The organism is Dolichospermum sp. DET69, from assembly GCA_017355425.1.
Lineage (GTDB): Bacteria > Cyanobacteriota > Cyanobacteriia > Cyanobacteriales > Nostocaceae > Dolichospermum.
In genome coordinates, this window is the sequence record CP070233.1 from 520,561 (window position 1) to 540,419 (window position 19,859).

At 40.8% G+C, this 19,859-nt stretch carries 13 protein-coding genes and 3 pseudogenes; 15 read left to right on the forward strand and 1 reads right to left on the reverse strand.

Annotated elements, in window-relative coordinates; translation table 11 throughout:
* The first annotated feature begins 321 nt into the window (after positions 1 to 321).
* The 13 genes and pseudogenes from EZY12_02645 to EZY12_02705 all read left to right on the forward strand — a co-directional run bounded on the left by EZY12_02645 (position 322) and on the right by EZY12_02705 (position 14,805).
* On the forward strand, positions 322 to 1,875 hold the full coding sequence (locus EZY12_02645; GenBank protein QSX68622.1) for an EthD domain-containing protein: 1,554 nt from the start codon (positions 322 to 324) through the stop codon (positions 1,873 to 1,875).
* A gap of 1 nt (position 1,876) precedes the next feature.
* Positions 1,877 to 2,224 (forward strand): annotated as a pseudogene (locus tag EZY12_02650) (carboxymuconolactone decarboxylase family protein).
* 30 nt (positions 2,225 to 2,254) lie between these two features.
* Positions 2,255 to 3,169 (forward strand): annotated as a pseudogene (locus EZY12_02655) (EthD domain-containing protein).
* Positions 3,170 to 3,613: 444 nt separating this feature from the next.
* A pseudogene (locus EZY12_02660) lies at positions 3,614 to 4,444 on the forward strand (nuclear transport factor 2 family protein).
* Between the two features lie 12 nt (positions 4,445 to 4,456).
* Positions 4,457 to 5,035, forward strand: a complete 579-nt coding sequence (locus EZY12_02665) for a nuclear transport factor 2 family protein (GenBank protein ID QSX70484.1) — start codon at positions 4,457 to 4,459, stop codon at positions 5,033 to 5,035.
* Positions 5,036 to 5,060: 25 nt separating this feature from the next.
* Positions 5,061 to 6,569: a nuclear transport factor 2 family protein gene (locus EZY12_02670; GenBank protein ID QSX68623.1), complete on the forward strand. Its 1,509-nt coding sequence runs from the start codon at positions 5,061 to 5,063 to the stop codon at positions 6,567 to 6,569.
* Positions 6,570 to 6,740: 171 nt separating this feature from the next.
* On the forward strand, positions 6,741 to 7,343 hold the full coding sequence (locus EZY12_02675; GenBank protein ID QSX68624.1) for a DJ-1/PfpI family protein: 603 nt from the start codon (positions 6,741 to 6,743) through the stop codon (positions 7,341 to 7,343).
* A gap of 54 nt (positions 7,344 to 7,397) precedes the next feature.
* Complete coding sequence (locus EZY12_02680; protein QSX68625.1) at positions 7,398 to 9,218, forward strand: AGE family epimerase/isomerase; 1,821 nt, start codon at positions 7,398 to 7,400, stop codon at positions 9,216 to 9,218.
* A gap of 92 nt (positions 9,219 to 9,310) precedes the next feature.
* A complete protein-coding gene (locus EZY12_02685; GenBank protein ID QSX70485.1) occupies positions 9,311 to 9,643 on the forward strand; it encodes an STAS domain-containing protein in 333 nt (110 codons plus the stop codon).
* An 11-nt stretch (positions 9,644 to 9,654) separates the two neighbouring features.
* Positions 9,655 to 11,775, forward strand: a complete 2,121-nt coding sequence (gene glgX / locus EZY12_02690; GenBank protein ID QSX68626.1) for a glycogen debranching protein GlgX — start codon at positions 9,655 to 9,657, stop codon at positions 11,773 to 11,775.
* A gap of 79 nt (positions 11,776 to 11,854) precedes the next feature.
* Positions 11,855 to 12,175 (forward strand): anti-sigma factor antagonist, encoded by a 321-nt coding sequence (locus EZY12_02695; GenBank protein ID QSX68627.1) that lies wholly within the window; start codon positions 11,855 to 11,857, stop codon positions 12,173 to 12,175.
* A 222-nt stretch (positions 12,176 to 12,397) separates the two neighbouring features.
* Positions 12,398 to 12,817: an ATP-binding protein gene (locus tag EZY12_02700; protein QSX68628.1), complete on the forward strand. Its 420-nt coding sequence runs from the start codon at positions 12,398 to 12,400 to the stop codon at positions 12,815 to 12,817.
* 518 nt (positions 12,818 to 13,335) lie between these two features.
* Positions 13,336 to 14,805, forward strand: coding sequence for a SpoIIE family protein phosphatase (locus EZY12_02705; protein QSX68629.1), 1,470 nt, complete (start codon positions 13,336 to 13,338; stop codon positions 14,803 to 14,805).
* 80 nt (positions 14,806 to 14,885) lie between these two features.
* Here the strand turns inward: EZY12_02705 and EZY12_02710 are convergent, their stop codons facing one another.
* Positions 14,886 to 15,536, reverse strand: coding sequence for a bifunctional phosphoribosyl-AMP cyclohydrolase/phosphoribosyl-ATP diphosphatase HisIE (locus tag EZY12_02710; protein QSX68630.1), 651 nt, complete (start codon positions 15,534 to 15,536; stop codon positions 14,886 to 14,888).
* A 137-nt stretch (positions 15,537 to 15,673) separates the two neighbouring features.
* Between EZY12_02710 and hemL the strand changes: the two genes are divergently transcribed.
* Entirely contained in the window at positions 15,674 to 16,972 is a 1,299-nt protein-coding gene (gene hemL / locus EZY12_02715) for a glutamate-1-semialdehyde 2,1-aminomutase (protein ID QSX68631.1), read from the forward strand.
* Between the two features lie 788 nt (positions 16,973 to 17,760).
* Positions 17,761 to 19,380 (forward strand): pentapeptide repeat-containing protein, encoded by a 1,620-nt coding sequence (locus EZY12_02720; GenBank protein QSX68632.1) that lies wholly within the window; start codon positions 17,761 to 17,763, stop codon positions 19,378 to 19,380.
* Positions 19,381 to 19,859 lie beyond the last annotated feature (479 nt).

Genomic DNA, 19,859 nt, shown 5'->3' on the forward strand with positions numbered 1-19,859 from the left:
TATTTTTTCACAAAGAAAAGTTCAGTTGTATGCCACTGTAAGAGTTAATATAGAAATGATAATTATTAACCTTAAAAAAACAGACATAACAACTCACTTTTAGTTTGAGACAATTGCATTAAACGACTTCAACCTTGTCGCTGAATAAACTTTTTCAAATATTCTGCCTCTGTCTAGTGGTAGAAAATAAGTCCGAGTGTAAATATAGGCGATCGCTTGATTTGTAAAACTTAATTATTATCAGCTTTTAGCCTTTATTTTCATCAAAGTAACATCAACAGTAATTGAAATTTAAGTATTGGTGGAAAAAGGACAGCAATAATGCTTTCAGCAATTAATAACGCAATCAAAACTGATTATTCAGCACGGGATCAAAAAGGAAAAGTAGCCTTTTATGTACTCCTGTGGAAAAGACAAGGAATCTCCCTAGAGCTTTTTGATGACTATTGGAGAGACGTACACGGACCAGTTTGTGCGAGATTACCAGGACAGCATCAATACTGGCAATTTCATGTAGGACATAATCAAGGTGGTTTCTATCCAGAAATTCCCAGACTAGACTATACAAATGACTCAGAAGATAATTTTGATGGGATTGCCGAGCTAACATTTGCTAGTGACGCAGATCGTCAGACATGGTTTACAGCCTCAGCCATCCTCATGGATGACGAACATAACCTATTTCGTAAAGCCATCGGTTACAACAGCAATCCTGGCAATTCTATTACATACATAGATAGAATACCTACAGGCGATCCCAACGGCGAAAGTGGCGCGATCAAATTTCACGTCATGGTGAAAAAAGCCAATGGTGCAAGTACGGAAGCTTTTCGGCGTTATTTCACCGAAACTTTTGCCCCTAAAGTTAGCAGTAGTGATTCCATCCTCAAATTCCGACTACATTTATTTGAAGAAGTAGATAATTCTCGTCCAGATGCAGCAGGAGTTGGTCATTATGAACCAGCCGAAAAGCAATATCATGCAGCTTATGAAATTGCCTTTGCTAATCATCTAGAAAGAGAAAAGTTTTTCGCATCTTCTGAATATTTAGCAGCAGTAAAAGATGCCGCTAAATATATTAAACAAATCCAACCATTTCCTGAAAGATCAGCTTATACCTTTGTTTATGAAGGTGATATGACTCTGGCTGGAAAACGCAGTTCCTCCGTAGCAGAACTGATCACAGAAATTGGTGCAGTTAATCAAATTCAAGAAGACATAGAATCTCTCATGCTAAATCAAACTCTTTACAGTCAACAAACCAACGGATCTTCTTCCCAAACCAGCCAAAACCAGCCAAAAGCAATGAAAAAAAGAACAAGTTATTATACTGGCTTATCAGCCGATTATTCTCGTCCCGGTTTAGTTACTCCTTACGTAGCCAAAAAACTGATCGAGGATGGAGAAAGAATTGTAGCGATGAAAGAACCAAAATTACCAGAAATTGGTCCGTATTACACCCTCGCACAAATAGAACAAGAAAACAGAGATTGGTGGCCTACCCATTGTGAAGCCTTAAGACAAGGAAGAGGCGATATCTTAACTGGAGAATATCGTGATGATCTAGTTTATTTTTGTCAGGATGGACCATACCAAGGTTTAGAACAACAAAAAGAAAGAGAAAAACATTGGTGGGCTTTAATTGCTCAACCAGGAGTGACAATGTGCTGGCCAATTGTCATGTTTTTTGGTGAACATACTTACTTTGAATGGAAGTGTGTGGATGATGAAACCAACGAAACATTAGCTAAAGGTAATGTAACTTGGGTGCGTCGTGGACATCGTGGTGCTTGCTATTTGAAGACAGAGCAACTAACTTTCTATCGTGATGTTTTTGCTGCTAATGAATTATTGACTTTGATCACTACTGCTTAAAATGCAACAGGAGCGAGTGGACAAAAACGCGGTTTTGGATGACCTTGAACTTCAAAAAGGTCTAAAACAAATTAATCCCAAATTTGGTGATTTTGTCATTCGGGTCGCAGGTGAAGGTTGGGGTTTGCCATTAATTGACCAAAAAACTAAGGCTTTGATTACCATCGCTATTGATGTTGTTAATCAGGATCATAGAGGTCCTGGCAACCCTTTCGCTGCTCATGTAAACATGGCTCTCCAGCAAGGTGCAACTCGCGCAGAAATTGAAGAACTGCTTTTGTTTCTTTGTCCTTATGCGGGATTCAATAAAGTTGCGGCTTGCTTTGCTAACCTGAATTTGATTTTTGATCATGCAAATAGCACACCAAGGATAGCAGAAATGCTGACAATGAGTAGAAAGGCAATCACAGCAGATTATTCAGACCGGGATCAAGAAGGGAAAGTCGCCTTTTATGTACTCCTGTGGAAAAGACACGGCATCTCTCTAGAGCTTTTTGATAACTATTGGAAAGACGTACATGGGCCAGTTTGTGCCAGATTACCTGGACAACATCAATATTGGCAGTTTCATGTAGCTCATAACCAAGGTGGATTCTGTCCAGAGATTCCTGGTTTAGACGATACAACAGACTCAGAAGATAACTTTGATGGTATTGCCGAGTTAACATTTGCCAGTGATGCAGACCGTCAAAAATGGTTTACAGCTTCTGCCATTCTGATGGATGATGAACACAACTTATTCCGCAAAGCCATCGGTTATAACAGCAGTCCTGGCAATTCTATTACATACATAGATAGGATTCCTAACGGCGATCCCAACGGCGAAGTTGGCGCAATCAAATTTCACGTCATGGTGAAAAAAGCTAATGGTGCAAGTACAGAAGCTTTTCGACGTTATCTCACCGAAACTTTTGCCCCCAAAGTTAGCAGTAGTGATTCCGTCCTCAAATTCCGACTACATTTATTTGAAGAAGTAGATAATTCTCGTCCAGATGCAGCAGGAGTTGGTCATTATGAACCAGCCGAAAAGCAATATCATGCAGCTTATGAAATTGCCTTTGCTAATCATCTAGAAAGAGAGAAATTTTTTGCCTCTTCCGAGTATTCAGCAGCCATAAAAGATGCCGCTAAATATATTCAACAAATTCAGCCATTTCCCGAAAGAACAGCTTATACCTTTGTTTACGATGGTCAAATGACCCTGGCAGGTCAACGGAGTGCCAAAGTAGCAGAGTTAATTACTAAAATTGGAGCTGCTAATCAAATCAAAAATGATATTGTTACCTTAATGGTTGGTGGTCAAACTAATGGCAAAGGTTTAATCAACAATGGTCAAACTGATTTAAAGCATACCCCCTTGACTACTTCTGGTTTAGGTCATTTGTTGCAAGGCGTTCAACACGTCGGTGTCACAGTTGATGACATGAAACAATCCCTCGAATTTTACACAGAAATATTAGGAGGGAAATTAGTTGCTGGTGAAAATGAGTTAGTCGGTGATGTCATTCAAAATACTCTTTTTCAACAAGAAGAACTAGATGCGATCGCCAAAGGTATTGATCCAAAAAACCTAACTATTCCCCATCTCAGAAGCACCAAAGAAGACGCATTAGATGTCAAGTTTATTTCTTTTGGTAACACCGCTGTAGAACTAATCTACTTCCGAGAAGCGGGTAAACCTCATGCCTCTCATGCTTCAGTTCCTACCATTCCTTCCCACATTGGTAATGTCAATGCCATGCACATTTCTTTCAACGTCAAAGAAGGCGTTGATTTGAATGTTTTTGCCAATATGTTAGAAGCAGAATGTCATAAAAGAGGGATGACAAACGTCGTTTGTAACCGAGTTGTCCACGTCAAATCTGAAGCCGAAAGAAGAGCCGTTGCCCTCAGATATAATTCTTTTAAATTTTGGAACGAACCAGAGTCTTTAGCAGCAGGAGAACCAGAAATAGATTGGAGTCATGACCCAATGGAAGGTTGGTCTTTGTTCTACTGCAAAGGACCAAATGGGGAACAATTGGAATTTAACCAAGTTACCCGTAAAGTTAAAACCAGCTTCCAAAAAGGAATGGCAGAATATAACCAAGCCAACGGCACTACATTCACCTTTCCAGAAGCAATAGTTACCAACTTCAATCACACAGGAAACGGCCAACATCCTCAAATTGACCAGATGCAAAATCACAACTCTGGCAATTTAACAGCAACCAATAATGGAACTATCTCCATGTCCAAACAATTTCCCGGAACAAATACAGACTTAGTAAAGCGATTATTCTCCAGAGGGGAAGCCTTTGATGCCGAAGGTTTCATTGCTTTTTTTACAGATACACCAGTTTATCAATTTGGTAACTTTGATGTCTGTTTGAATAAAGAAGCCATCAAAAAATCAGCCGATGCTTTCTTTAGTCAAATTGATGCGGTTTACCACGAAATCAAAATGATCTGGGAAGTCGGCAACGTCGTCTTCGTAGAAATGGATGTTCTCTATTGGCGTAAAGATGGCTCAGTTATCTCACTTCCTTGTAGTGACATCTTCCGAGTTGAAGGAGATAAATTCAGCGAACTGCGGATTTTTATGGATGTAAATCCCGTATTTAACCCTACAATTCCTGTGCCTAAATCTGCTTCTGTGTTAACAGTTAGCAAAGGACAAAAAATGGTTCCTCCCGACACCATGAGGAGACATTTTGCCGAACATCCTGAAGGTAAACAAAGAGTAGCCCAAGGATTTATTCCTAAATGGTCAATTGCCGGGCCAAAATGGCCTATAGATGGTGTTCAACCGCCATCACCACAATTACAAGTAGTTGGGGAACTATCAGCCGCAATCATGGCTGAAGATTGGGAAAAAGTCAAAACTTACCTGACAGATGACCTGTTTTATAAGGTTGGTTCAGGTGAGCCAATGTATGGACCCAATGCAGTTGTAGATTTCTTTAAACACACCTTTAAAACTACTGCTAAGTTTTATGGTCATGATGCTCGAAAAATTTGGATAGAACCAGACATCATCACCATTGAAATGGACGCTAAATATGAAATGGTGGGCAGTAAGAAACACGTGGTAGTTGCCTGTTGTGATATCTATCGGATGCGGGGAAATAAGGTCAGTGAATGGCGAGTTTATGCTGATATGACCCCGTGGCAAAACTGAACTGAAATCATTTAGGAGAATAGTTATGTCACATAAAGTAATAGACCTATTACAAGCAGCTTTTGATCAACCCAATCTACAACAGCAACTGCATTCTGCTAATACGGCTGAACAGTTTGTCAAGATTGCTAGAGAAAACGGCTATGAATTAAGTCAGCAAGAATTGGCAGCAGCACTTGGCAAAGTTCATATGGTTTTTGGCCAAGTTGTGGAGTCAATGATGGGTGATTTGATGGCACAAGGCGCAACTGATAATGCCGAAACTGCCAGCATAGAGAGTATTTCTGGAACTAATACAGACTTAGTAAAACGCTTGTTTTCCAGAGGTGAAGCTTTTGATGCTGAAGGTTTCATTACTTTCTTTACCGACACACCAGTTTATCAATTTGGTAATTTTGATGTCTGTTTAAATAAAGCAGATATTAAAAAATCAGCCGATGCTTTCTTTAGTCAAATTGATGCCGTATACCACGAGATCAAAATGATCTGGGAAGAAGGAGATGCGGTATTCGTAGAAATGGACGTGACATACTGGCGCAAAGATGGCTCAGTTGTTTCACTGCCTTGTTTTGATATCTTCCGAGTTGAGGAAGATAAATTCAGTGAATTGCGGATTTTTATGGATGTAAATCCTGTATTTAATCCCTCAATTCCCGTTCCTGAATCTGCTTCTGTATTAACAGTTAGCAAAGGACAGCAAATGCTTCCTCCCGGCACAATGAGAAGACATTTTGCCGAACATCCTGAAGGTAAACAAAGAGTATCTCAAGGATTTATTCCTAAATGGTCAATTGCCGGACCAAAGTGGTCAGTAGATGGGAATATGGAAATGCCGTCAGAACAGTTACAAGTAGTTGGGGAACTATCAGCCGCAATCATGGCGGAAGATTGGGAAAAAGTCAAAACTTACCTGACAGATGATCTATTTTATAAAGTTGGTTCAGGTGAGCCAATGTATGGACCAAATGCAGTTGTAGACTTCTTTAAACACACCTTTAAAACTACTGCTAAGTTTTATGGTCATGAGGCTCGAAAAATTTGGATAGAGCCAGACATCATCACCATTGAAATGGACGCTGAATATGAAATGGTGGGCAGTAAGAAACACGTGACAGTAGCTTGCTGTGATATCTATCGAATGCGGGGCAACAAGGTCAGCGAATGGCGCGTTTATGCTGATATGTCTCCTTGGGGTGAAGCTGCTGGTAAATCCGTTGCGCTGGATAAAGAAAAGGCTTCCCAAGTGTTTCCAGTAATTGTGGTATTTGAAGTCGAAACATGGAAACAACAAGAGATTTTAAAGAGCATTGTTGATTACATGGAAAACCACGTTAAATACCAACCAGGCTTTATTTCCTCCACTTTGCACAGAAGTTTAGATGGTACTAGAGTGATCAACTATTCCCAGTGGGAAAGCCCAGAATTCTTTAAGAAATCCATTGATGGTAAAATGCGATCGCTCGAACCAAAAATATTCCAAGAAATCTCTCCAGACGGACATCTATACGAGATTTATCACCAAGCCACAGCTTAAAGTTACCCCAAATCAAGAAATTTATTGATCTGCAATATTCTTGATTTAAGCAGCATTAACTAGGGGTAAACGGTTGTTTACCCTTACCTCTAAACTATTGTATTTTTTCACTCTGTCATACAGTTTTTACAATTCTCTTAATTTTCCAAATCACCAAGGATTAAAATTTAGATGACAGCTACTAGTAAAGGTAAAATCGGTGTACTCGTTGAAGAACATTTTGACGGCACAGAGTTCCGCCGTTTTAATGAATATTTTCCTGAACAGGGTTATGAAGTAGAGTATATTTCCCATCTTTGGGGCAACAAAGAACTACACTTTGGTTCCAACCCCGAAAATGATCAAGTAGAATATCATGTCACTGTCAGCACAGAAGTTAAAGACGTAAAACCCAGCGACTATAAAGGCATTATTTGTATCGGAGCCTATGCAATGGATAGACTCCGATATGAAGTCAATGTCAAAAAAGGGCAAAAAAATCAAGCTCCAGCCGTGGTTTTTCTGCGTGATGCCGTCGCTGAAGATAAAGTTAAATTAGGGACAATTTGCCATAGCTTATGGCTATTTTGTGCAGATCCAGACCTAATTAAAGGTAAAAAAGTCACCTGCGCTCATAACATCATCTGTGATGTAGAAAATGCTGGAGCAGATGTTATTTATGAAGGTGATGTTACTACAGATTTAGTCATTGATGGTAATCTGATTACAGGCAAACATCCCGGCATGGTTGACCAATTTATGGAAATTTTTGTCCAAGAAATTGAAAAAAATTAGTCCTGTACGTACGTAATTTAACCCAATCAATTCTTAACAAAACGAGGATATCTTATGACTACCAAGGTAGATTTTACCTTTTCTGACCTCATCGCTGGCTACGTTACCGAATATGACGGTAATAGCGATACCTTTGGACTAAAAACTTCTGATGGCAGAGAATTTGAAGTTAAAATCAGTCCCATGGCCTATGCGAAGTTAATTCAAAACTTTGATGAAGGCTATCCTGATGCAACTGCCAGCATGAGAGCTATGCTATTACCAGGAAGGTATTTGTTTACATACGGGGTATTTTATCCAGATAAAGATATCTTTGATGCTAAACAGATAGTTTTTGCTGGTCGTCAGAAAACAGATTACGTTTTCGAGAAACAAGATTGGTGGATAAAACAGGTGAATGCTTTAGGTAAATTTTACCTCAAAGCTCAATTTGGCGATGGTGACTACGACTACCGCAGGTATCGCACTACTTTAAATCTCAGTGGTGTACAATCAACCACCAATTTCCGCCAAGAAACCGATACTATTTCTCGTCTAGTCTATGGTTTTGCGACTGCTTTCTTGATGACAGGGAATGATAGCTTCCTCAAAGCTGCTGAAAATGGGACTGAGTACCTGCGGGAACACATGAGGTTTGTAGACTTAGACGAAGGGATTGTCTACTGGTATCACGGTATTGATGTCAAGGGAGAAAAAGAAGATAAAATCTTTGCTTCTGAATTTGGGGATGATTACTATGCTATCCCTGCTTATGAACAAATTTACGCCCTAGCGGGTCCGATTCAAACCTATCGGTGTACTGGTGATCCCCGCATTATGGATGACACGGAGAAAACCATTAAGCTATTTAACGAGTTTCTACTCGATAAAAGTGAACAGGGCGGATATTTCTCTCACCTCGATCCATTGACATTAGATCCTCTCAGCGACTCATTAGGACAGAACAAGGGAACAAAAAACTGGAACTCCGTCGGTGATCATGCTCCAGCTTACCTAATTAACCTGTGGTTAGCGACAGGTAAACAAGAATATGCTGATATGTTGGAGTCTACTTTTGACACTATCGAAAAGCATTTCCCTGACGACGAAAATAGTCCATTTGTCCAAGAACGTTTCTTCCAAGACTGGTCTAAAGACACATCTTGGGGTTGGCAACAAAACCGCGCTGTCGTCGGTCACAACCTGAAAATTGCCTGGAATTTGATGCGGATGCAAAGCCTCAAAGCTAAGGATAGCTATGTCAATCTCGCTCAAAAAATTGCTGATGTCATGCCAGCAGTGGGTAGTGATCAGCAACGTGGTGGCTGGTACGACGTTGTAGAACGCACCCTAGCAGAAGGTGAAGAGCATTATCGCTTTGTTTGGCATGATCGCAAAGCTTGGTGGCAACAGGAACAAGCTATCTTAGCCTATCAAATTCTCGCAGGTATTCTGGATAACAAAGAATATCACCGCTTGGCTCGTGAATCCGCAGCATTTTATAACGCTTGGTTCTTAGATTTAGAAGAGGGTGGGGTTTATTTCAACGTTTTAGCTAACGGTATTCCCTATCTAGCTGGGGGTAACGAACGGGGTAAAGGTTCTCACTCCATGAGTGGTTATCACTCCTTTGAATTATGTTATTTAGCAGCAGTTTATACAAACCTGCTAATTACTAAGCAGCCTATGGACTTCTACTTTAAGCCTATTCCCGGTGGATTCCCTGACGATATTCTGCGAGTATCACCTGATATTTTACCACCCGGTAGCGTAAAAATTGGTAAGTGCGAAATTGACGGCGAACCTTATAGCAATTTCGATGCAGAAGCTTTAACTGTCACATTACCCAAAACCAGCGAACGGGTTAAAGTTAAGGTACAGATTGTGCCTGTATAACTAGAGAGAGAAAAAAGGGAGGAGTGTTTCTCACCTCTTCCCCATATCTAAGTATAAATCTACCGGAAGTTGGCAAGATGGAAGAAACTAAAATTGAGATTAATATCACAACGATTGAAGACATAAACATAGTTGTGGTGAAGGGTGATATAGATGCCAGTACAGCACAATCGGTGACAAAAAAAGTTTTACCACTAGTAGAACCAGGAAGTAAAATTCTGCTCGATATGACTGCTGTACCTTATATGTCCAGTGCGGGTTTGCGAACTTTGTTAAGTGTACATCGGCAAGCAGCATCCAAAGAAGGAAAACTGGTGCTTGTGGGTTTGGTACAAGATGTTAAAGATACAATGGATGTAACTGGATTCCTAGAACATTTTGTCACTACTGAAAACCTGGAAGCAGGATTAGCAGCCCTCAAATAAGGAAAAGTTTAATGGAAAGAATTGATGTTCATCCAACGCATACTTATGAAGGGTTTAAATTACGCAACGGAAAACCATTTCCGTTTGGTGCAACCCTAGTTCCAGGAGGGGTTAACTTCTCGATCTTTTCGAGTTATGCCAAATCCTGTACTCTAGTTCTATTTGAAAGACACGCCAAGAAACCATTAGCAGAAATTCCTTTTCCTGAAGAATTTCGGATTGGTAATGTTTATTGCATGACTGTCTTTGACCTGGATTATGAAAATCTGGAATATGGCTATCGGATGGATGGTCCGAATAGTTTCCAGGAAGGTCATTGGTTTGATACTAGCAAAGTCTTGATGGACCCCTACGCCAAGATTATTGGTGGTCGGGATGTTTGGGGTGTAACTCCAGACTGGAATGATATTTATCACCATCGGGCGAGAATTGCTTTTGATGATTTTGACTGGGAAAATGATCGTCCGTTGGAAATTCCCCCAGAGGATCAAGTCATCTATGAAATGCACGTTCGCAGTTTTACCCGTCATCCTTCATCTGGTGTGAAAGACAAGCATCAGGGAACATTTGCGGGTATCAGGGACAAAATTTCTTATCTCAAAGAGTTGGGTGTCAACGCTGTGGAGTTGATGCCTATTTATGAGTTTGATGAGTTTGAAAACAGTCGTCCTAATCCCCAAACTGGCGAAACTCTATATAATTACTGGGGTTACAGTACCGTTGGTTTTTTTGCCCCCAAGGCTGGTTATGCGGCTACGGGCAAATTTGGGATGCAGGTGGATGAGTTAAAAACACTGGTTAAAGAATTACATAAAAACGGGATTGAGGTAATTCTTGATGTAGTTTTCAACCACACGGCTGAAGGTAATGAGCATGGTCCGACAATTTCTTTTCGAGGGATTGATAATAAGATCTACTATATGCTGACCCCAGAAGGGTATTATTACAACTTTAGCGGGACTGGTAATACTCTCAACTGTAATAACCCCATTGTTCGCGGTATAGTTTTAGATTGTCTGCGTTACTGGGCTTCAGAATATCATATTGATGGCTTCCGATTTGACTTGGCGGCTATTTTAGGTCGTGACCCTTGGGGCGCACCTTTAGCAAATCCACCTCTGCTTGAATCTTTGGCCTTTGACCCGATTTTGGCTAAGTGTAAACTGATTGCTGAAGCTTGGGATGCTGGCGGTTTATACCAAGTAGGTTCTTTCCCAGCTTACGGACGTTGGGCAGAATGGAATGGTAAATACCGTGATGGTATTCGTAAGTTTTTGAAGGGTGATGGTACGGTTGGGGATGCTGCTCAACGTTTGCAAGGCTCTCCTGATTTGTATGCTTGGTCTGGCCGCGCTCCGGCAACATCAATTAATTTCATTACGGCACACGATGGTTTCACCATGATGGATCTGTTTTCCTACGATGGGAAACATAATGAGGCTAATGGTGAAAATAATAACGATGGCACTAATGATAATGATAGCTGGAACTGTGGTTGGGAAGGTCAAACAGATGATCCAGGTATCAATGCTTTACGCCGTCGGCAAATTAAAAATGCCCTGGCTATGCTGATGGTAAGTCAAGGTGTACCCATGATTCTCATGGGTGATGAAGTGGGACGCACTCAGTATGGTAATAATAATACTTATTGCCACGATAATGACTTAAACTGGTTAGACTGGAAACTATTAGAAACTAATGCAGATTTGTTTAAGTTTTTTAAACACTGTATTGCTTTCCGTAATCTCCACCCAGTGTTAAGAAGTCCCTGGCATTTCCAGAACCGCGATTATGTGGGCAGTGGTTATGCAGATATCACTTGGCATGGCACACAGGCATGGAATGCAGATTGGTCTGATTCTAACCGCAGTCTGGCTTTTATGCTTTGTGGAAAACACGCCAAGCAAGGCACAGTGGAAGATAATTATATCTACGTGGCTATGAATATGCACTGGGAATCTATGTGGTTTGAACTTCCTGGCTTGCCTTTAGGCATGAATTGGCATATTTTTGCGAATACTGGGGCTACAACACCGCATGATAGTTGGCAACCTGGGACTGAACCAATGTTAGAAAATCAATCGGGGTTGCTTTTGGGCGATCGCTCTATGGCAATTTTGGTAGGTAAGTAAATTCAAGTTTGGCAAAGTTAAATTTGCCAACTTTCAACTTTCAACTACTTTTTTGTAATTCAAATACTAACAGGAAATTATGGCTTTAGAAGTAACGCTACAAACAAGTGAAGATATCGCTCAAATTACCTTAGTTGGAGAACTGGATGCTAGTACAGCAACAGTTTTTAAAGACAAGGTAGAAGAGGCTGCTAAACTTAATCCTCAACGTTTAGTGCTGATGATGCAAGGACTAGAGTACATGGCCAGTGCCGGACTCCGGGTGCTAATCTTCGCTAAACAAAAGATGGGAACAGATGTAAAAATCTATATGGTTGGCACTCAAGAGACTGTATTAGATACTATTACGAAGACTGGCTTTGACCAAAGTGTTTATTTGGTAGATGAGTACGACGCTTAATAAATAAGCAGATTGTAGCAATTTGACATTGCACCAAACACAATCTGAATTTAATTGTAGAGACGTTCCATGGAACGTCTCTACAGGGGTTAGGAAATCACAAAAAATCATTTTCATAGATAAAATTAGCAACACTAGAAATTTGAAAAGATATCAATCTTCGTTTCTGGGAAAGTTGCAAATATTCAACTGAATTATCGATCAATATCAAAACCAGTGTTTATGGAAAGTTTAACCGTATCGGGAACATTAGACTCTTTAGGAGCGATCGCTAAATATGTGATCAAAGCGGCTGAATTAGCGGGCTTGGATAAAAAAGCCACCTATAAGCTGCGTCTAGCAGTTGACGAAATTGCCACTAACATAATTATTCATGGCTATGAAGAAGCTGGTTTACAAGGACAATTAGATATATCTGGGACTTTTCAGGAATCAACTTTAACAATTTGTATTGAAGATACAGGAGCCAAATATGATCCTCACGAAAAGGTGACTGTCGCAGTTGAAGAATTAAATAAGCCATTGGCAGAGCGTCCCATAGGTGGACTGGGAGTATATTTAGCCATTCAAGGTGTTGATGAATATTTCTATGAACGTGAAGGAAATAAAAATCGCAACATTTTTATTGTCAATTGCAAATAGACGAGTTTATAGATGTTTGTTTAGGGTATATTGAGTTAATTCAGCCCCGATTAATCTAAGTTAGTAGGTTAAGCATTTGCACAATAGAAAACATACAGGTATTAAGCATCTAATTTTTGAGACAACTCAGTTTACAAGTTCATGGTGGGAATCATTTGCTTAGGGGGAATGTCACTGACTCAACCCTAAAGGGATTGAGCTTGTAAAGAACAAACTTTACAACACAAGCAGCGACTAGCCCATTGAGACTAATCCTGATACGCACTTCCGAATACTTCCCCAGTATGGCTTACGCCACGCTACGCTATCGGATTATCTGCAAGACTGTTTGTTAAGTCGTTGGTTAAAGACAAGACATTTTGGATTAGTTGGGCGAGGGGACTTGAACGGGTTTGCTGGTTCCCGGGATTATATCCATTCAAAAATCAGCATTTAAATACCACAGTGAATAAATTCACTCGTGTCGCTTCCCTCTCACCGGCTAAAGCCACTGAGTTTCCCGCATACCGCGAGGTTTTATGAATTTTAACAATCAAACTCAAACAGTAGATTACAAAGAACTAGAATCACTCCGCTGCGAAGTAGCAAAACTCAGAAATGAAAAAGCTGTTTTCAAGGCTCAAAGTCATTTGCTAGAAAAATTAGTATCAATGGCCCGCTCTTCAACGGAAGGGGAGGTACTAAAATCAGCATTACAGAATACATTAGATGTGGCCACGGATCAAACTAACTCGGAAAAAGGTAGTTTGTTCTTGCTTGAACCTTCTGGAAAGGTAGCAGACGCAATTTTGTCACGCACAGAAGTAACGTCAGAACAACGCAAGAATCTGATTGGTAATGTATTAGATAAGGGTTTAGCTGGTTGGGTAATCCGTCACCGTGAACTAGGATTAATTACGGATACTGAAAATGATGATCGCTGGCTTACCTTGCCTAATCAGCCTTACATTGTCCGTTCGGCTTTGGCTGTTCCCATTATCAGGGGTGAAGAATTACTCGGTATTATTACTTTATTGCATTCTCAACCGGGGCATTTTAGTCAAGAAACAGCTAATCTGATGCTGCTAACGGCCGACCAGATGGCTTTAGTCTTGGAAAATGCTCGTCTGTACTCCAAACTTGATAAATATTCCAAAGCTCTTGATGCTGAACTAGAAAAGGGACGACAAATACAGATTGATTTTCTCCCCTACGAATTGGTTAAATTGCCTAATTGGGAAATTGCTGCTTGTTTTTATCCAGCCCGTCAAGTAGCTGGAGACTTCTACGATACTTTTGAACTTCCTAATAATCAGGTAGGACTCGTAATTGCGGATGTATGTGATAAAGGGGTAGGAGCAGCATTATTCATGGCTTTAATGCGGAGTTTAATCCGTGTTTTTTCTTCAGAAACGCAATTGCGTGGACTGGCTTATCAAATTCTTGAGGACAATCAGCCCATTGGTGGTTGGATTGGTGAGTCTGACTTCAAAAATTTAGATCACCTAAATGCGCTGCAAGCAGTTTCCAGAACAAATGAATATGTTGCCCAAAATCACTGGCAAATGAGTATGTTTGCCACCATGTTTTTTGGTGTTCTAGAACCGGAAACGGGAATACTTACTTATATTAATGGTGGACATGAACCACTGTTTATTGTTAACCAATCTGGTGTGAAGAATATTCTTAAATCCACTGGGCCAGCGGTAGGGATGATGACTGGGAGTAAATTTAAAATCCAGCAAGTTCAGCTTGAACCCGGTGATATATTGATTGGTTATACTGACGGTGTGACTGAAGGCAAAAACCCTGAAGGTAAGTTATTTACAGACAAGCGACTGCGAGATATTCTGGAGCAGCCATCCAGTTCGGCTAAGGATTTGCTCAATTCTATTAGAACTAATTTATTTGCTTTTGTTGCTGATGCTCCACAGTTTGATGATATTACAATGCTTTGTGTAGGCAGACTTGCGGAAGATGAAGAAGGAGTCACCGAGTCACCGAGTTAGGAGTTAGGAGTCAGAATCAATCAGTCGGGGATACCCTGCACAGAAGCAGACAACTTCAGATAGTATTGAGTTGTTATTGGTTATTTCCGCCGTTCCTGCAACTTGCGATAAACTGCTTTTAAATCAACTTTGTGATGTGCTAAAGCTACGAGGGTATGATAAAACAAATCTGCAACCTCACCAGCAATACCATCGGCATCATCATCCTTACAAGCCATGACTACCTCGGCGCTTTCTTCACCAATCTTTTTCAAAATCTTATTATCACCACCAGCCAATAACTTACAGGTATAAGAACTTTCATTGGGATGATCACGGCGATCGCAGATCACCTCATACAACTGTGATAGACTATCCCCTGGTGGTGGTGTTACCGTCCCATCAACCTGATGAAAACAACTACGTTCCCCAGTATGACAAGCAACATCACCTAACTGCTCCACCCCTACCAATAGAGCATCGCTATCACAATCATAACGAATACTTTGCACCTTCTGAATATGTCCAGAAGTCTCGCCCTTATGCCAAAATTGCTGACGAGAGCGACTCCAAAACCAAGTTTCCCCAGTTTCTAAAGTCTTTTGTAATGATTCTTGATTCATCCACGCCATCATGAGTACAGTACCATCCAAATAATCTTGGATAATAGCCGGCACTAAACCCTGATCATCGTAGCGAATTTTTTCCACAGGGATAGCAGATTGGAGAGATTGCTGTTTGGAAGAAGACATACTAGTTAATTTACAATAATTCTTTGACTCAACATACCATTTTCAGCTAATTCTATACCATAGAAATTCACAAGCAACTTTTCACCCTATTCTAAGATAGAAGCTCAATTTTAATCACCAATCATTAGGAGATACCCTTGGTAAACACCTCAATTAAAACCACAAAATCCCAAGAAATCTTTGCTGCTGCTCAAAATCTTATGCCCGGAGGAGTCAGTTCTCCCGTCCGCGCATTTAAATCCGTTGGTGGACAACCCATAGTATTTGATCGTGTTAATGGCGCTTATGTTTGGGATGTAGACGGCAACAAATACATTGACTATGTTGGTACATGGGGACCAGCTATTTGTGGTCATGCACATCCAGAAGTAATATCTGCACTACACACAGCCTTAGATAAAGGAACAAGCTTTGGCGCTCCCTGTGTCCTCGAAAACGTATTAGCCGAAATGGTTATTGATGCTGTTCCTAGCGTCGAAATGGTAAGATTTGTCAATTCTGGAACAGAAGCTTGTATGTCCGTATTACGACTGATGCGAGCCTTCACTAACAGAGAAAAAATTATCAAGTTTGAAGGTTGCTATCACGGACACGCGGATATGTTCTTGGTAAAAGCTGGTTCTGGTGTCGCTACCCTGGGCTTACCCGACTCACCAGGAGTACCAAAAGCAACAACAGCCAGCACGTTAACCGCGCCTTTCAATGATTTGGAAGCCGTAAAAGCCTTATTTGAAGAAAACCCCAAGGAAATCGCTGGTGTCATTCTCGAACCAGTAGTTGGTAACGCCGGTTTTATTACTCCTGATGCCGGTTTCTTGGAAGGACTACGGGAACTTACGCAAGAGTATGGAGCATTATTGGTATTTGATGAAGTGATGACAGGCTTCCGCATTGCTTACGGTGGCGCACAAGCAAAATTTGGTGTTACCCCCGACTTAACCACTATGGGTAAAGTCATTGGTGGTGGTTTACCTGTGGGCGCTTATGGTGGTCGCCGCGACATCATGTCAATGGTTGCCCCAGCAGGCCCAGTTTATCAAGCAGGGACTCTATCCGGTAATCCTTTGGCTATGACAGCCGGGATTAAAACCCTAGAACTACTTAGCAAACCCGGTACTTATGAGTATTTAGAAAAGATTACTAAACAGTTAGCTGATGGGTTGCTAAAAATCTGCTCAGATACGGGTCATGCTGCTTGCGGTGGTAATATCAGTGCCATGTTTGGGCTGTTCTTTACTGCTGGCCCTGTTCATAACTATGAAGATGCGAAAAAAGCAGATACAGTTAAATTTGGTCGTTTTCATCGCGGAATGTTAGAGCATGGTATTTACTTAGCACCATCTCAATTTGAAGCTGGATTCACTTCTTTAGCACACACCCCTGAAGACATTGAACAGACATTAGTCGCGGCCAAAGAGGTGCTATCTAGTCTGTAAATAAGCAAGAGGTAAAGGGCAAAAGTAAAGATAAATTTCTTTGCTTTTTCCTCTTTCCTGCCTCTACGAATAATTTGAGAAATTAAACCAGATTTTTATAGTTAATAATGATTTAATGGCTACAATTTGAAGTAGTATCAAATAGCTTTGGGAAATAGTTTAAAAAATTCCCGCATCAATAACTTAGGATAAATTTGAATTTGCTCTTAATCATGTAATACAGCACTTCCTGCTGTTATGAGGTACATCATAGCCCCCTCCTCACTTGCCTACCGTGTACACACAAGTCCTACCTGTCTTTGTTTCCGGCTATTTAGCCCCCTAAATCCACCAATTCTGGGGGACTTTGAAATTCTTGTTCCCCCAATTTTGGGGGTTAGGGGGCGATTCGGTCAGGGCTTGGCTAAATTCAATCACTTGTGTGTACACCGTAGCCTCACTTGCGGGGAGGGGGTTAGGGCTGACAGGTGTAGGTTTTTTACATTGAGATTTATAATAGGGGCCAGACTTGGCAGACAAGGAGGGAAAGTGGACAAGGAAGAAGGACAAAGAAGAATTAAAACCCATGAAGATAGGGAACATATCGGGCAGAATTTTCCGGTTCTTTCTCTTCACACTCCCTTGTCTACTTTCCTTCCTGGTCTTCCAAGTCCCGCATAAAACCCAATTGTAAAAAACCTATACCTGTCAGGGGGGTTAGGGGTGGGGTTCATGTACCTCACTCAATCAAGAACCGCTGTAAGAGTATAGTTAGACCCATTATTCATCGGGTAACGAGTTAACAGTGCATGAGCTATTGCGTAAATCCCACCTGTTCCAATCCTCAAAATTCAGCCTCTAGTCAGATATGTCAGGCTTGTGGCTCGCAATTGCTGTTACGCGATCGCTTTCGCGTGGTAAAACCAATAGGTCAAGGTGGTTTTGGGGCAACATTTTTAGCAGTAGAGGAAAAGCTGCCAGGCAAACCACCTTGTGTAATTAAACAATTACGTCCATCAAGTACAACTCCGTATATATTAAAAATGGCCCGGGAGCTATTTGCCAGAGAAGCAGAAACTCTAGGTAAAATCGGTAATCATCCGCAAATACCCAGGCTACTGGACTATTTTGAAGATAGTAATCAATTCTACTTAGTTCAAGAATATGTGAGCGGTTTGACTCTCCAACAAGAGGTGAAACAAAATGGAGTTTATAGTGAAACCGGAATCAGGCAATTTTTAAGTGAAATCATGCCATTGTTGCAATATATCCACGAGCAACAGGTAATTCACCGCGATATTAAGCCAGCTAACTTAATCCGTCGTTCTCAAGATGCCAGACTGGTACTAATTGATTTTGGTGCTGTCAAAAACCAAGTGAGTCAAATCACAACTAGTGAATCAGAAAAATCAGCTTTAACAGCTTATGCAATCGGTACTCCTGGTTTTGCGCCCCCAGAGCAAATGGCTATGCGCCCAGTTTATGCCAGTGATATCTATGCAGTGGGAGTGACTTGTATTTATTTGCTGACTGCGAAAATTCCTAAAGACTTAGAATACAATTCCAGCACAGGTGACATTCTGTGGGAGCATTTGGTAGAGGTTAGTGATCATTTGACCAAAGTATTGAAAAAAATGTTGGATGTGTCTGTACGCAATCGCTATAAGGTAGCACAAGACGTACTCACAGCTTTGGACATAGAGCCATACTTAGATAGTTTATCTCAAGGTTTACTATCCCAACCCACTGGATTTGCACCAGCACAAAACAATCCAAATTTTGGTGTTGATTCTATTGGTTATACTCGTGGTAACAATGATAGTGTCGCAAAATTAGCTGCATCTATTCGAGCCAGAAAGGATAAGACACCGGACGGAACGGAACAAAAACATGGACAAATTCAGGGTAGAGAATTTGTTCCTAAATCAGCCGCTAAATCATCTCCGAAATCACCTACTAGAGATGTTGTCACTAATATTGATAATCCATTATCTCCACGAAAATTAGATTCCCAAGGTCTACTAGCAGCTTATCAAAAAGGCAGACGGGATTTTGCAGCCTATCACTTTATGCGCTTGAGTGTACCTGGTGCTAACTTATCAGGAATTAATTTCCATGCTGCTCAATTTGATAAACCCAATTTTCAAGCAACTAATCTTCAGAATACTGACTTTGGTAGAACAAGTTTAAAAGAAGCAAATTTCAAAGAAGCGGATTTAAGCAAGGCTTATTTTAGTAATGCTGATTTAGAAGGTGCAGACCTTAGAGGTGCAAACCTGAGTCAAGCTTATCTGAGTCAAGCTAATCTGCGGGGAGCTAATTTGTCCGGAGCTAATCTTACTGGTGCTAAGGTGACTGATGAGCAGTTAGCTGTAGCTAAAACTAATTGGCTAACGGTGCGGACTAATGGTAAACGTGGTTTATTTTAATTAATCTTAATGAATCAAATTTACAGTATAAGGAGCTACATTTTTTTGTCTCAGACTCTAAGAGGTTGTTTGATAGCGTTCACGAAGTGTGCCGAAGGCATAGCGTGGCGTAGCCATAAAGTCATGATTGATGTAGCAAATATTTTTTACCCCACCCTAACCCTCCCCTGGGAAAGGCTACGGTGTACACACATCTCTAGACAGGATGCTAAACGTTATCCGATCCCCCTAAATCCCCCTTAAAAAGGGGGACTTTGAAGAATTTAGCCCCCCTTTTTAAGGGGGGTTGGGGGGATCTAAACGTTGTGGGGCAACTCTAGAAGACTTGTGTGTACACCGTAGCCTGGGAAAGGTGAGGGAACTTCATTTTCCGATTTCCCCCCTTTATCAGCTATCCATTACCCACATCTTTCTTAATATTTGAAAGCCTTGTGGGACAAGGCTTTCAAGCCTCAATTCACAAACTGTAACAATCCTTA

Coding starts and splice junctions, on each gene's coding strand:
- EZY12_02645 (QSX68622.1), top strand. CDS start 322: ATGCTTTCAGCAATTAATAACGCAATCAAAACTGATTATTCAGCACGG.
- EZY12_02665 (QSX70484.1), top strand. CDS start 4,457: ATGGATGTAAATCCCGTATTTAACCCTACAATTCCTGTGCCTAAATCT.
- EZY12_02670 (QSX68623.1), top strand. CDS start 5,061: ATGTCACATAAAGTAATAGACCTATTACAAGCAGCTTTTGATCAACCC.
- EZY12_02675 (QSX68624.1), top strand. CDS start 6,741: ATGACAGCTACTAGTAAAGGTAAAATCGGTGTACTCGTTGAAGAACAT.
- EZY12_02680 (QSX68625.1), top strand. CDS start 7,398: ATGACTACCAAGGTAGATTTTACCTTTTCTGACCTCATCGCTGGCTAC.
- glgX (QSX68626.1), top strand. CDS start 9,655: ATGGAAAGAATTGATGTTCATCCAACGCATACTTATGAAGGGTTTAAA.
- EZY12_02695 (QSX68627.1), top strand. CDS start 11,855: ATGGCTTTAGAAGTAACGCTACAAACAAGTGAAGATATCGCTCAAATT.
- EZY12_02700 (QSX68628.1), top strand. CDS start 12,398: ATGGAAAGTTTAACCGTATCGGGAACATTAGACTCTTTAGGAGCGATC.
- EZY12_02705 (QSX68629.1), top strand. CDS start 13,336: ATGAATTTTAACAATCAAACTCAAACAGTAGATTACAAAGAACTAGAA.
- EZY12_02710 (QSX68630.1), bottom strand. CDS start 15,536: ATGTCTTCTTCCAAACAGCAATCTCTCCAATCTGCTATCCCTGTGGAA.
- EZY12_02720 (QSX68632.1), top strand. CDS start 17,761: ATGAGCTATTGCGTAAATCCCACCTGTTCCAATCCTCAAAATTCAGCC.